8 protein-coding genes and 1 pseudogene are annotated in these 13,175 nt (G+C 59.5%); 8 read left to right on the forward strand and 1 reads right to left on the reverse strand.

Annotated features, from left to right (window positions below; genetic code table 11):
* The first annotated feature begins 8 nt into the window (after positions 1-8).
* From NP590_RS11135 to NP590_RS11165, 7 genes are all read left to right on the forward strand, one after another.
* Positions 9-806 (forward strand): citrate synthase family protein, encoded by a 798-nt coding sequence (locus NP590_RS11135; RefSeq protein ID WP_256602461.1) that lies wholly within the window; start codon positions 9-11, stop codon positions 804-806.
* Positions 807-811: 5 nt separating this feature from the next.
* The gene (locus tag NP590_RS11140) at positions 812-1,642 is read left to right on the forward strand and encodes a citrate synthase family protein (protein ID WP_256602462.1); all 831 of its coding nucleotides are present in this window, start codon (positions 812-814) and stop codon (positions 1,640-1,642) included.
* Between the two features lie 73 nt (positions 1,643-1,715).
* Complete coding sequence (locus tag NP590_RS11145) at positions 1,716-3,893, forward strand: TonB-dependent receptor plug domain-containing protein (protein ID WP_256602463.1); 2,178 nt, start codon at positions 1,716-1,718, stop codon at positions 3,891-3,893.
* A gap of 24 nt (positions 3,894-3,917) precedes the next feature.
* Positions 3,918-4,880, forward strand: coding sequence for an ABC transporter substrate-binding protein (locus NP590_RS11150; RefSeq protein WP_256602464.1), 963 nt, complete (start codon positions 3,918-3,920; stop codon positions 4,878-4,880).
* Positions 4,881-4,894: 14 nt separating this feature from the next.
* Positions 4,895-9,232 carry an EAL domain-containing protein gene (locus tag NP590_RS11155; RefSeq protein WP_256602465.1) on the forward strand — a complete coding sequence of 1,446 codons (4,338 nt, stop codon included), beginning with the start codon at positions 4,895-4,897 and terminating at the stop codon, positions 9,230-9,232.
* Between the two features lie 148 nt (positions 9,233-9,380).
* Positions 9,381-11,045, forward strand: coding sequence for a copper resistance system multicopper oxidase (locus NP590_RS11160; protein WP_256602466.1), 1,665 nt, complete (start codon positions 9,381-9,383; stop codon positions 11,043-11,045).
* Positions 11,023-11,712 carry a copper resistance protein B gene (locus tag NP590_RS11165; RefSeq protein ID WP_256602467.1) on the forward strand — a complete coding sequence of 230 codons (690 nt, stop codon included), beginning with the start codon at positions 11,023-11,025 and terminating at the stop codon, positions 11,710-11,712. The genes NP590_RS11160 and NP590_RS11165 overlap by 23 nt, the downstream gene beginning before the upstream one ends.
* A 45-nt stretch (positions 11,713-11,757) precedes the next feature.
* Here NP590_RS11165 and NP590_RS11170 read toward each other — a convergent pair.
* Positions 11,758-12,598: pseudogene (locus NP590_RS11170) on the reverse strand (LysR family transcriptional regulator).
* 116 nt (positions 12,599-12,714) lie between these two features.
* Between NP590_RS11170 and NP590_RS11175 the strand changes: the two are divergent.
* Positions 12,715-13,041: an EthD family reductase gene (locus NP590_RS11175; RefSeq protein ID WP_256602468.1), complete on the forward strand. Its 327-nt coding sequence runs from the start codon at positions 12,715-12,717 to the stop codon at positions 13,039-13,041.
* Positions 13,042-13,175 lie beyond the last annotated feature (134 nt).

Consider the following 13,175-nt stretch of genomic DNA (forward strand, 5'->3'; position numbering starts at 1 on the left):
GAGAACGCATGGCCGCTCAGCATAATCCGCATGCCGTCCGCAGTGCCATCTGGCGCGAGGAAGCCGAAGCCGACAACCCCTTCGCCGCCCGCGCCGCCTATTGCCGAGGTTACGATGTCTACGGCGAAATGCTGGGCCGGGCCAGTTGGGCGGACATGCTGTTCTTACTGTTTATGCCGGAAGCCCCCACGCCCGCCCAAGCCGGCTTATTGGAAAGCCTGGCGCTGGCGCTGGCCAACCCCGGCCCGCGCGACCCCGCCGTGCACGCGGCGATGAGCGGCGGCGTCTGCGGCTCCTCGGCGGCCTCGTCGCTGATGGCCGCCTTGGCGGTCGGTGCCGGACAACTGGCCGGCGCCCGCGAAGTGTTTAACGCCGTGTCGGGCTGGAGCCGCTGCGGAACCAATCTGCAGGCTTGGCGCGACTGGTTTGCCGGCCCCTTCGAACTGCCCGGCAGCGTCTGGCCGGAACCGGAACACGCGCCCGGTTTCGACCCTCGCGGCATCACTACCGCGACGCCGGTCAAACAAACGCTGACTTGTCTGGCCGCTTACGCCGCCGGCCCCTATTTACCCTGGCTGCAACAGCACCGATTGCAGATGGAGACGGCGGCCGGCCGGCCGCTGTCCTTGACCGGCGTGGCCGCCGCGGCACTGGCCGATCTGGGTTTCGGTCCCGAGCAAAGCGAGATGCTGTATCTGTTGCTGCGGCTACCCGGTGCGGCGGCTCACGCCCTGGAACAGCGTGCCCTGGGTTATAAGAAATTTCCGTTCGGCGTGGTCGAACTGGAACACGGAAATGGAGAGTAAGACGCATGCAAGAACCCGATTTGCCCGCCGCCCCTCTCGGCGTATTGAAAAGCCGCATGGGTACCTTTTACCCCGGCAGCCACGTCATCTTTCGCGGTCAAGATTTGCATGAAGACTTGAAAGATTTGGACTGGCTAGCGCTTTATCTGTTCGGCATCACCGGCCGCCGCTTCGACGCCGCCCAATTAAAACTGCTGAATGCTATCTGGACTTATACCAGTTACGCCGATGCGCGGCTGTGGAACAACCGGGTCGCGGCTCTGGCCGGCAGCTCCCGCAGTTCCGGCGCGCTGGGTCTGGCCGCCGCCTTGGCCGTATCGGAAGCGGCCATTTACGGCGGCGGCATACTGATGCGCGCCATCGAATTTTTCATCCGCGCGCTGCATGAAACGGCCTGTGGAGCAGATCTAAGCGACTGCGTGCGGCGCGAGTTGGAGCTGCATCGCAGCATCGCCGGTTACGGCCGGCCCCTGGTCAACGGCGACGAGCGTATACAACCCTTGCTGAAGCTGGCCGCCGAGTTGGGTTTGGATCGGGGGCCGCATCTGGAATTGGCGCTGGCGGTGGAAATCAAGCTGTTGCACGGGCGTTGGCGCATGAAAATGAACTACGCGGCGCTGGTGGCGGCCCTGGGAGCCGATCTCGGGCTGGACGCGGCTGAATTTTACCTCTACATGTTCCCGGTTTTCCTGGCCGGCATGCCGCCCGGTTACATCGAAGCCGGCGAACGGCCGGAGGGCGGTTTATACGCCATACCCTGCGATCACATTGTATACAGCGGGCCGGCACGGCGAAACTGGCCCACGGCAAACGCCGAACCCGGGGCTTCGACATAAAATGCAGCCATTAGCCCACGGGCTTGGTATCATCCAGCCATCGTCCATCATGAATTAACCCAGAGTTTTTAGCGTGAAATTACCCAAGCCCAAGCCAAGCCTTTCCAGCCGCCTGCCGTGGCTGCTTGGCGCCCTCAGTCTGGCCCCCGGCGCGTGGGCGCAACCGGTTTCGCTCGAGGACGAGGAAAGAGCGCTGTCGCAAATATACGGCGGCGAGGAAATGGTCAGCCTCGCCAGCGGTTACAAACAACCGATCTCCAAGGCTCCGTCCATCGCCACCGTGATTACCGCCGAAGATATCAAGGCCATCGGCGCCACCGACATCGACGAAGTGCTGGAAACCGTGCCGGGTCTGCATGTCGCGCGCAATACCATAGGCTATAACCCGATTTACACCTTTCGCGGCATCTATACCCAGTTCAACCAGCAGGTGTTGATGATGATCAACGGCATACCGATCACCAATTCCTATACCGGGAGCCGTAGCGAAGTCTGGGGCGGCATGCCGATCAAAAATATCGCCCGTATCGAAGTGGTGCGCGGACCGGGCTCGGCGGTTTACGGCGCCGACGCCTTCGCCGGCGTCATCAACGTCATCACCAAGACCAAACAGGACATCGACGGCACCGAAGTCGGCGGCCGGGTCGGCAGTTTCGACACCTACGACGGCTGGGGCCTGCACGGCGGCGAATGGGCCGGTTTCGACGTCGCGCTGGCGCTGGAATATCATAAGACTGCCGGGCAGGACTCCATCGTCGACGCGGACCTGCAAAGTCAGTTCGACAGCATCTTCGGCAGCCGCGCCTCGCTGGCTCCCGGCCCCGTCAACCTATCGCGCGACAATCTCGATGCCCGGCTGGATTTGTCGCGCGGCAACTGGCGTTTTCGCGGCGGCCTGCAGCACCGCGGCGACTGGGGTAACGCCACCGGCGTCGCCCAGGCCCTGGACCCGGTCAACCGCTTCGGCAGCGACCGCTGGAATGCCGACCTGACCTACCACAACGATGAAATCGAGAATTGGGATTTGACTTCTCAAGTCAGTTATTTCGAAACCAGCCAGGAAGTGCAACGCAATCTGACCCTGTTTCCGGCCGGCAGCGTGTTGCCCATAGACGGCAATGGCCAGATCGGTCCCGGCGCGCCGGTGACTTTTCCCAACGGTTACATCGGCAATCCGGAAGTCTGGGAACGCCATGTCCGCATCAGTCAATCCCTACGCTATACCGGCTTCCAGCAGCACCAGATTCTCAGCGGCCTGGGCTTCAATTACGACAGTCTGTTCAGGGCCCGTGTCAGCCAAAACTTCGGCATCGATCCGACCAGCGGCGCCCCGATTCCGTCGCTGCCGGGCATACCGCTGATCGATGTCTCCGGCACCGCGTCAACCTTCATTCCGGAAGTGGACCGCAAAGTCGCCTTCCTGTTTCTGCAGGATCAATGGAATTTCGCCAACGACTGGAGCTTGACGGCCGGCGCCCGCTACGACCGTTATTCGGATTTCGGCAACACCTTCAACCCGCGCGCGGCACTGATCTGGGAAGCCAGTTACGACCTGACCGCCAAGCTGATGTACGGCTCGGCCTTCCGGGCGCCGTCCTTTCAGGAAATGTATATCATCAACAACCCGGCGCAGTTGGGAAACCCGTCGCTGCAACCGGAAACCATGGAAAACATAGAACTGGGTTTCGACTACCACCCCACCGGCAACCTGCGATTGGGTTTGAATTTCTTCGGTTATTGGTGGAAACAGATGATCCGCTTCGTTCCGGACGCCAACGCCCCCACCGCAACGGCGCAAAATACCGGCACCCAACAAGGTTACGGCAGCGAGCTGGAAGCGGAATGGCAGGCTCTGGAGTCGCTGAAAATCGTCGGCCATTACGCCTACCAGCGCAGCCGCGAGGAAAGTCTGGATCACGATGCCGGCTACTCGCCGGCCCATCAGATTTACCTGCGGGCCAATTGGGAATTTCTGCCGAATTGGAATTTGAGTCCGCAAGTGAAATGGATAGTCGGCCGCGACCGCGCCTTCGGCGATTCCCGCCAGCCGGTGGCGGACTACACCTGGGCCGACTTGACCCTGCGCCGGCGCAATCTGATCGACCGTGTCGACATTGCCTTTTCGGTGCGCAATCTGTTCGATGTCAGCGCTCGGGAACCGAGTCTGGGCGGTAACCCGCAGGCCGCCATACCCAACGATTTACCACTGGCCTCGCGTAATTTTTACGGCGAGATCAATATCAGGTTTTAACCGCCCGCCGACATGGTGTCAGTCATGAATGTTCCAGGAGTCATTTTGATCAGTCGAGTCATTGTTCCGCTTTTTCTGGTGCTATGGATGTATGGCGCCGCCGCGCTGGCCGCCAGCCCTTCGGTAGCCATCGTTTATCCGGAAGTGCGCGAGCCTTATCTGTCCGTTTTTCAGGAAATTGCCCGCGGCATGGAACAGGAGCTGGGCCGCCCGGTCGGGCATTACTTGCTGAACGAAAAGGATACGGCGTCCGCCGAACGCTTGATCGGCACTTTGAAAAACGACGGCATAGACGTGGTGGTTACCCTGGGCCGGGCCGGGCTGGCGGTTGCCAAATCCCTGTCATCCACGTTTCCGGTGGTGATAGGCGCCACCATCATTCGTCCGGACGAAGTACCTCAAGGCTTGGCCGGCATCAGCCTGACTCCGGCTCCCGAGGCCATGTTCGACCATCTGAAGCGGCTGGTGCCGGACATCAAGAAAGTCACGGTAATCTACGATCCGCGGCAAACCGCCTGGGAAATCAGCCACGCCGAACGCGCCGCCCAAGAGCGCGGCCTGCTTTTGGTGGCGCAACCCACCGAAAGTTTGCGCGATTCGTCCGAGATATTCCGGCGCATCCTGATGGAAATCAAGGACAACTCCATCGCGCTGTGGTTGCCGCGGGAAAATACCGCCATGGACGAACAATCCTTGTTGCCGGAAGTGCTTAGGGAAGCCTGGGAGAAAAACTTCGTGGTGTTCTCCAGCAACCTGGACCATGTGCGCAAGGGCGCGCTGTTTTCCTTGTATCCGGATAATTTCGGCATGGGCCGCAGCTTGGCCAGCCTAGCCTTGCAACAGGTGCAAGCGAACGGCAAATTCGAATCGATCAAACTGTTACGGGACTTGTTGATCGCGGTCAACCTGCGTACCGCCGATCATTTGGGCCTGCGTTTTTCCAATCAGACTCGGCGCGAATTCGCCATGGTTTTTCCAACCCGCTAAGTCTGATCAGCGAGATGAAGCGACTAAGCCTGACCCGCGTCAAGGGAGCCAGCTTTCAGCAACAATTGACAGTGACTTTCCTGTTCGGTTTGTTGATCATGTCGCTATTATCGTCTTTCGGCATATCCGCGCTGTCTTACCAAATCGTGCGCGACAAATGGGTGGCGCAAGGCCGGCAGTCCATCGAGGCCTTCGCCGCCCAAAGCGCGCTGGCCTTGTTGTACGACAGCCGGGAAAACGCGGAGGAACCGGCCCGGCGCTTTCTGGCCTTTCCCGACGTGCGCGGCGTTGCCGTCTACACCGCCGACCGCCAACCCTTGCTGGAACGCGGCGAACCGCTATCGCCCGCCGACGATGCCGCGCAATGGCCCGAGTCCGGCACGATTACCCAGGAAACCGCCCAGGAGTGGTATTTCACCGCGCCGGTATTCGCCCGCAGCGGCGGCGAGCAGGACAACTCGCCGTTCGAGGCCCAAACCCCCGAACCGGAGCTGATCGGTTATGTGCGCATGGGCATAGGCAAAAAATCGCTGAACGTCATGCAGAAGCAGATTTTATGGACCACGGCTACGGTTTGCAGCCTCTCGGCGCTGCTGTTCCTGCTGTATTTGCTGGCCATGTCGCGGCGCTTGACTTCGCCCATCAAGCAACTGGCGCTACGCATGGGGCGGGCTTCGGCCGGAGAAAAAAAAGTGCGCGCCAAATTGAGCGGACCGCGCGATATCACCGATATGGGAAACGCCTTCAACACCATGATGGAAGTGTTGGAAACCCGGGAAAAGCAGCTGGAGGCCGCCCGGGATTCGGCACTGGACTCGGCGCGTCTGAAGGGCGAATTCGCCGCCACCGTCAGCCATGAATTGCGCACGCCGCTGAATGCCGTGCTGGGCATGCTGGAGCTGCTGCAGGATATGGGGCTGACGCCCAAGCAACTGGAATATTCCATGATTGCCCGCAATGCCGGCGAAGCGCTGTTGAAACTGATCGAGGAAATCCTGGATTTTTCCCGCATCGAAGCCGGCATGCTGAAGCGCCAGCCGGTCGACTTCGTCCTATACGAAACCCTGGACGAAGTGGTGGAATTGATGTCCGCCCAAGCCCAGCGCAAAAATCTGCAACTGGATTACGACATCGTCGACGACATTCCGCTGGTATTGAACGGCGAAGCCTCCAGGGTGCGGCAAGTATTGATCAATCTGGTCGGCAACGCCCTCAAGTTTACCGAGCAGGGCTCCATCTACATCAAGATCAACGCCGAACCAAGCGACGCCGCCGACACCTTGCTGCGTTTCAACGTCATCGATACCGGCCCCGGCATCCCCGACGAGGCGTTGGCCAACATCTTCGACGCCTTTGTGCAGGCGGACAATTCCAGCACCCGCCATTTCGAGGGCGCCGGTCTGGGCTTGGCGATTTGCCGGCAGTTGGTAAAGCTGATGGGTGGACAAATCGGCGTGGAAAGCCAAGTCGGCCAGGGTAGCCGGTTCTGGTTTACCGTGCCCTTCGGCCCGCCGCGCGGCACGCGTGCGTTGACCGAATCAAAGCAGGCTTATTTCGCCCATTTGCGCATACTGATAGTCACCGAAAACGACAAAATGCGCCAGTTTCTGGCCCACAGCCTGGATCATTGGAAAATCCATCACGCCCATTCCAGCTTCGGTATCCGCGCACTGGACATGCTACGCTCCGCCAGCGTGCAGGATGCGGCCTACCAGTTTGCCATCATCGATCTGAAAGACGGCGCCGATACCGGCTGGATAGATATGCTCGCCCACGACCCGGCCTTGACCGAGCTCAAGGTCATTCTGCTCTCCAACCCGGGCAACTCCGGCAGGTTGACCAGCCTGCCGAATGTAGCAGCCAATCTGACCAAACCGGTACAGGCCTCCAGGTTGTACGATTTCATCCTGACGGCCGGCCAGAATTACCAGGAACCGCAGCCGGCCCCGGCCGTGGAGAACCCGCCGCCCGAACCCTTGGGATACCATATCCTGATCGTGGAGGACAACCGGGCCAGCCAGATGGTGGCTGCCGGCATGCTGGAACGGCTGGGTTGCCGCTACGAAATCGCCGCGACCGGGGTCGAAGCATTGGAATGCCTGCAACGCCGGAACTACGATCTAATCCTGATGGACTGCCACATGCCCAACATGGACGGTTTCGAAGCCACCCGCCGTATCCGCCAGTTGCCGGAGCCGCTCGGACAAACCCCCATTGTGGCGATGACCGCCAATGCCCGCCAGGGCGATAGCGATTTATGTCTGGCGGCCGGCATGAACGATTATTTGTCCAAACCCATCAAGCTGCAGCCCTTGCGGGAGAAACTACTGAACTGGGCCGGTGCCGGGCAGCCCGTCCCGGCGGCAGCCCATTCGGCGGCCGACACCCCCGCGGACGCGCTGGAATCCCTGGATCAGCGGGTGCTAAACCAGCTACGCGAGGAAATCGGCCAGGGGTTTGCCAAAATGCTGGGCTTTTATCTGGCGGACGCTCCGCGGCAGATCGAGCAGATCGAGCAGGCCCTGCAAGCCGAGCGGCGCGCGATTGAAAACGGCCCGGAGTTGCTGGACCGGCTGCGCGACGAATATCGCCGCATCGAATATTTACTGCAACGGGAAAACGGCGGCGAGATCGCCGTTAAAGCCGCCGAACGGCTGGGCCCTAGAATTCTGGTGGCCGACGACGACAGAGCCATGCGGTTTGCCTTGCAGGACGTGCTGGAAAAAGACGGCTACGTGGTCGATGTCGCCAGTACCGGCCAGATGGCGGTGACGCTGTGCCAACGTCAGATGGCCGACCTGATTTTAATGGATGCCATGATGCCGGAACTGAACGGCTTTGAAGCCTGTAAAAAAATCCGCGCGCTGCCCAAGGGCGCCGACGTGCCGATTCTGATGATCACCGCGCTGGAAGACGACCATTCGGTGGAGCTGGCGTTTTCCACCGGCGCCAACGACTTCATCCCCAAGCCGATTCATTTCGCGGTCCTACGCAAGCGCATTGCCCTGTTGCTGGAATCCAGCCACAGCCAGCGCACCTTGAACCGGCTGGCCTATCACGACCCGCTGACCAATCTGGCCAATCGCGCGCAATTCATGGATAGGCTGAACTTGCTCATCCAGAACACAGCCGAACAAAATCATCTGCACGCCGTGCTGTTTCTGGATCTGGATAGATTCAAGCTGACCAACGACACCATGGGTCACGACATCGGCGACCAGATGCTGAAAGCCGCCGCCGAGCGCATCCTGGGCTGCGTGCGCAAGGAAGATTTGGTGTCCCGCTTCGGCGGCGATGAATTTACCGTGTTGCTGGAAGATATCGCCGGCCCGCAAGTTGCCGCCGCCGTGGCCGAAAAAATCTGCAAAAATATCGCCATGCCTTTCGTCCTGATGGATCAGGAGTTTTACATCAGTTCCAGCATCGGTATTTCGCTGTACCCGGCCCACGGCAGCGATAGCGGATTATTGATCAAGCACGCCGATACCGCGATGTATCGGGCCAAGGAACAGGGTAATACCTACTGTTTTTACGAAGACGACATGGAGTTTGCGGTGTCTTCCAAGCTGCGGCTGGAAAGCGACTTGCGCCGCGCGCTGCAGCGGGACGAGTTTTACCTGAATTATCAGCCGCAAATCGATCTGGACAGCGGCCGCATCGTCGGCGCCGAAGCGCTGATACGCTGGCGGCATCCCGAACTGGGCCCGGTCCCGCCCGACATCTTCATTCCGGTGGCCGAGGAAATCGGTTTGATAGAAGCGATTGGAGACTGGGTCTTGCGCACCGCTTGCCGGCAGAACCGGGCCTGGCAACAGGCCGGCTACCCACCCTTCACCATGGCGGTGAATGTCTCGGCCCGCCAGCTGGATCAGGCGCATTTCGCCGGCCAAGTCATCGAAATCCTGCGCGAATCCGGTTTGGCGGCGGAATATCTGGAATTGGAATTGACTGAAAGTCTGTTCATTCGCCACCCGGAACAAAAGCGCGCCGTGCTGGCGCAGTTGAAGGATGCCGGCCTGCAAATCTCGATAGACGATTTCGGCACCGGCTATTCCAGCCTGGATCAATTGAAACAGTTCGAATTCGACAAGCTGAAAATCGACAAATCCTTCGTCGCCAACATTATGCGCGACGCGGACGACGCCGCCATCGTACTGGCCATCATTTCCATCGCCAAGATCCTGAAGTTCAAGGTCATAGCCGAAGGCGTGGAAACGGAACAACAGGCAAACTACTTGCTGCAACACGATTGCGACGAAGCGCAAGGCTATCTGTTCGGCAAACCCATGGCGGCCGAGGACTTTGCCGGCTTGCTGGCGCAAAGCCGCCCGGCGGACAAAAAGGCCGGCTGATACGGTCCGTTACACCTATCGCGGATCTAATTTCGGCATTGACGGCGTCGCCTGGCCCTCACCGCGCCGCCGAAAACCGACTAGCAATCGGGCTAAATCCCTAGCTCGACGAAAAGGACCCTACCACCTTAATCTTGGCCGACCTTGCATGATCAGGAAAAGCGCTAAACTTTTGCTCGCCGCGACAGCGGTTTACGCCTGCTTCAGCGGCGGACGGCAAGCGGCTCATGCCGACACCTACCGCTTGGCGATCAATGAAAATACCATTGCTTTGATCGGCCGCCCGCAAGCGGCGGTGCTTGCCGACGGCAGCCTGCCGGCACCGACCCTGCATTGGCGGGAAGGCGAACAGGTGACCTTGCGGGTCACTAACAATATGCAACGGGAGACATCGATACATTGGCACGGCATCGTGCTGCCCTACGATATGGACGGCGTGCCGGGCATCAGTTTCGACGGCATCGCTCCCGGCCAGACCTTCACTTATCGATTCCCCGTCAAACAAAGCGGCACCTACTGGTATCACGGTCATTCCGGCATGCAGGAGCAGCAAGGCTTGTTCGGCGCCATTATCATAGAGCCGATTCACCCGCGGCAGCCGGTCGACCGGGATTACGTCGTGCTGCTGTCCGATTGGCCGGAAGCCGATCCGCACCGCACCCTGGCGCGTTTAAAAAAACAGAGCGACTATTACAATTTCCAAAAACGCACCGTCGGCGATTTTTTTCTCGACATCGAACGCTTGGGATTTTGGGCCACCGTCGCCGATCGCCTGGCCTGGGGCGAAATGCGCATGGAGCCGACGGATATCGCCGACGTTACCGGCGCCACCTATCATTTCCTGGTCAACGGCCAAACCCCGGCCATGCACAAGACCTATCTATTCCGCCCCGGCGAAAAGATCAAACTGCGCTTCATCAATGCCTCGGCCATGACCCATTTCGATGTGCGGATGCCGGGTTTGAAAATGCAAGTGATAGCCGCCGACGGCCAGCCGGTGGCGCCGGTGGCGGTCGAGGAATTTCGCATTGCCGTGGCGGAAACCTACGATGTGCTGGTCGAGCCGCAAACCGAACGGGCCTACGGCATCTTTGCCGAAGCCATGGACCGCAGCGGCTATGCGCATGCCTCGCTGACCCCACGCAACGATGTGATAGCCGAGGTGCCGCCGCCGCGCCCCATGACCTTGCTGACGCTGGCGGAAATGGCTGGGGCGCATGCCGGGCATACGGGTCATGTGCTGGCGGAACAGCCGCCTTCCGAGCCGGCGAATCCGCATGCGGGCCACGACGCACACGCAGCTAAAGCCGACCCGCGCGCCGGCCATGCCCAACAGGCCGCCGAGCCAGGGACGCACGCCATTCACCCGCTCCTGAATTACCGGGATTTGCAAGCCGTCACGCCCGAGCACGCCCTGATGGGGCCGCCGGATAGGGAAATCACCCTGCGGCTGACCGGCAACATGAATCGTTACATCTGGTCGTTTGACGACGTCAAATACAGCGACGCCGAGCCGATTCGGGTCAAATTCGGCGAACGCATCCGCTTTACCTATATCAACGAAACCATGATGAACCATCCGATACACCTGCACGGACTTTGGCAATATCTGGATAACGGCAACGGCATGTATAACCCTAAAAAACACGTCATCAACGTCAAGCCCGGCCAAACCGTCAGCGTGGAGGTGCTGGCCGATGCCGAGGGCGAATGGGCCTTTCACTGCCATTTGCTGTATCACATGGATACCGGCATGTTCCGCAAACTGATCGTCGAACGGGCAGCGGATCATGCCAGCCACCATCATGAATAAGGTCGCCCGGCTATTGCTGCTGGCCGTGCTGGCCAATCCGGCCCAAGCCCAGGACGACGACGGGATTTTCAGTCATTTCAAGGCCGAGCGGCTGGAATACGAAACCAACGGCGGCTTGCAGTTGTTCAAATGGGACGTGCAGCACTGGATAGGCAACGACGAGCACAAGCTGTGGTTGAAAACCGAGGGCGATTACGCCGGCGATCAGGGGATCTTCGGCCGCGCCGACCTGCAATTGCTGTACAGCCGCAATATCGACAGCTTTTGGGATTTCCAGTTCGGCGCCCGCCGCGCCTTCGAACCCGAACGCACCTACGACGCGGTGATAGGCTTTCAGGGCTTGGCGCCGTATTTTATCGAAGTCGACAGCGCGCTGTTTATCAGCGAGAACGGCAACGTCTTGGGCCGCTTGACGCTGGGTTACGAAATTCTGTTGACCCAGCGCTTGATCCTGGCTCCGCGCATCGAACTGAATCTGTCCGCCAGGGATATGCAAAACCGCGCCGTCAAGGCCGGCATTACCGAGTTCGAGGCCGGCCTGCGTCTGCGTTACGAAATCGAACGCGAATTTGCCCCCTATATCGGGGTGGATTATGTCGAGGAGCAGTCGCTGTTGGAACACCAGCACAGCCTGCGCGGCGTCATGGGGATTAGAGTATGGTATTAAAAACATAACGTCACCGGGACAGGCGGACGGAGCTCGCGCCTTGGGCTAAAAAGCCACCCGCAACATTTCGATCAACGCGCCAAGCTCCGGTTTTACAACTCCGCCGACGGGGTATATCGCCCTCACCGCGCGGCGTATGTCCGGATCGGACAGATAACGAAATTTAAGCGCGCCGGCCGGCCTGGGCATGCTGAATTCCGGCATCAACGCCACGCCTATGCCTGCCCGCGCCATGCTCAAGATCCATTCCTCGCTATTGCTGCGATAGGCTGCGCAGGGTTTCGCGCAACTCGCAATTCAGGCGGTCGAGATAGGGCTCGGACCGCATGGCGGCCAAATCGATTTCCGCCAGTTGATTGAATCGATGAGCGTCATTGAACACCACGCCATAACGCTCTTCATAAAGCGTCAGGGATTGCAGATGCGCCGGCGGCGGCGCCGTCGGCGCGCCGATAATCAAGTCCAGAGCATCCTGTTCCAACTGCCCCAATAAGGAGCTCTCGCGATCGACCACCAATTCAATTTCCACCAGAGGCCGTTCTCGCTGAAAATCGGCGAAAAACGGGCTCAAGCGCCCGGCGGCAATCGTGTTCAGGACGCCGATGCGCAAGGGAACCTTATTCAAGCGGTTGAAACGGATAGCACCGGCCTTGACGGTTTGCGCCTCGAGATAAATTCGCCGCAGCGAAGGCTCCAGCAAGCGCCCCAATGCCGTCAACCCGCAGCCGCCGCGACCGCGCCTGAACAGTTCCCCGCCCATTTCCTCCTCCAGTTTTTTGATGGCTTGCGTCAAGGACGGTTGCGAGACGAATGCCGATTGGGCGGCGCGGGTAAACGAAGCCTTATCGCACACCGCCAGAAAGTAACGAATTTGTTGCATTTCCATGCTCGGATCCAAATTAAATAGGAAAAACCTATTTTTTCATAGAAAAGCGGTATTTTACATCCCGGATTAATAGTTGTTTCATAGCATCTCCTTTTAACAAAACATTGGTATATCCTATGAAAGCAGCAAAATTAATTGTCATGTACCCCGTACCGTCCGACCTGGAAACCTTCGAACGCCGCTATGCGCAAGAGCATGTCCCCATGGCTGTCGAGAAACTGGCCGGCAAGACCCGCTTCGTGGCCTCGTTGGTGCTGTGCAATGCCGACAAAAGCGCCGCCGGCTTCCATCGTATCGCCGAAGTTTATTTCCCGTCGCTGGAGGATTTGCAGACCTGCCTGAACTCGCCCGGCGGCCGGGAAACCGCCGCGCACGCCGTGGAAATTTCCAGCGGCGGCGCGCCGCTGTTCATGATCTCCGAAGTGGAAAGCTTCGATTTTTAGCAGCGAGTATGCAAGAGGGAAAGCCTGCCGGGTTAAACCGCTTGCCAAGCGACGTCATGGCGACGCGGCGGGAATATTTTGCGGGCGACCAACCGCCAAGCCAGCGGCGAATCCGTTTCAAATAGGCGAAAAAA

It is taken from the genome of Methylomonas subterranea, from assembly GCF_024505185.1.
Taxonomy (GTDB): Bacteria; Pseudomonadota; Gammaproteobacteria; order Methylococcales; family Methylomonadaceae; genus Methylomonas; species Methylomonas subterranea.

Coding starts and splice junctions, on each gene's coding strand:
- NP590_RS11135 (WP_256602461.1), top strand. CDS start 9: ATGGCCGCTCAGCATAATCCGCATGCCGTCCGCAGTGCCATCTGGCGC.
- NP590_RS11140 (WP_256602462.1), top strand. CDS start 812: ATGCAAGAACCCGATTTGCCCGCCGCCCCTCTCGGCGTATTGAAAAGC.
- NP590_RS11150 (WP_256602464.1), top strand. CDS start 3,918: ATGAATGTTCCAGGAGTCATTTTGATCAGTCGAGTCATTGTTCCGCTT.
- NP590_RS11155 (WP_256602465.1), top strand. CDS start 4,895: ATGAAGCGACTAAGCCTGACCCGCGTCAAGGGAGCCAGCTTTCAGCAA.
- NP590_RS11160 (WP_256602466.1), top strand. CDS start 9,381: ATGATCAGGAAAAGCGCTAAACTTTTGCTCGCCGCGACAGCGGTTTAC.
- NP590_RS11165 (WP_256602467.1), top strand. CDS start 11,023: ATGCCAGCCACCATCATGAATAAGGTCGCCCGGCTATTGCTGCTGGCC.
- NP590_RS11175 (WP_256602468.1), top strand. CDS start 12,715: ATGAAAGCAGCAAAATTAATTGTCATGTACCCCGTACCGTCCGACCTG.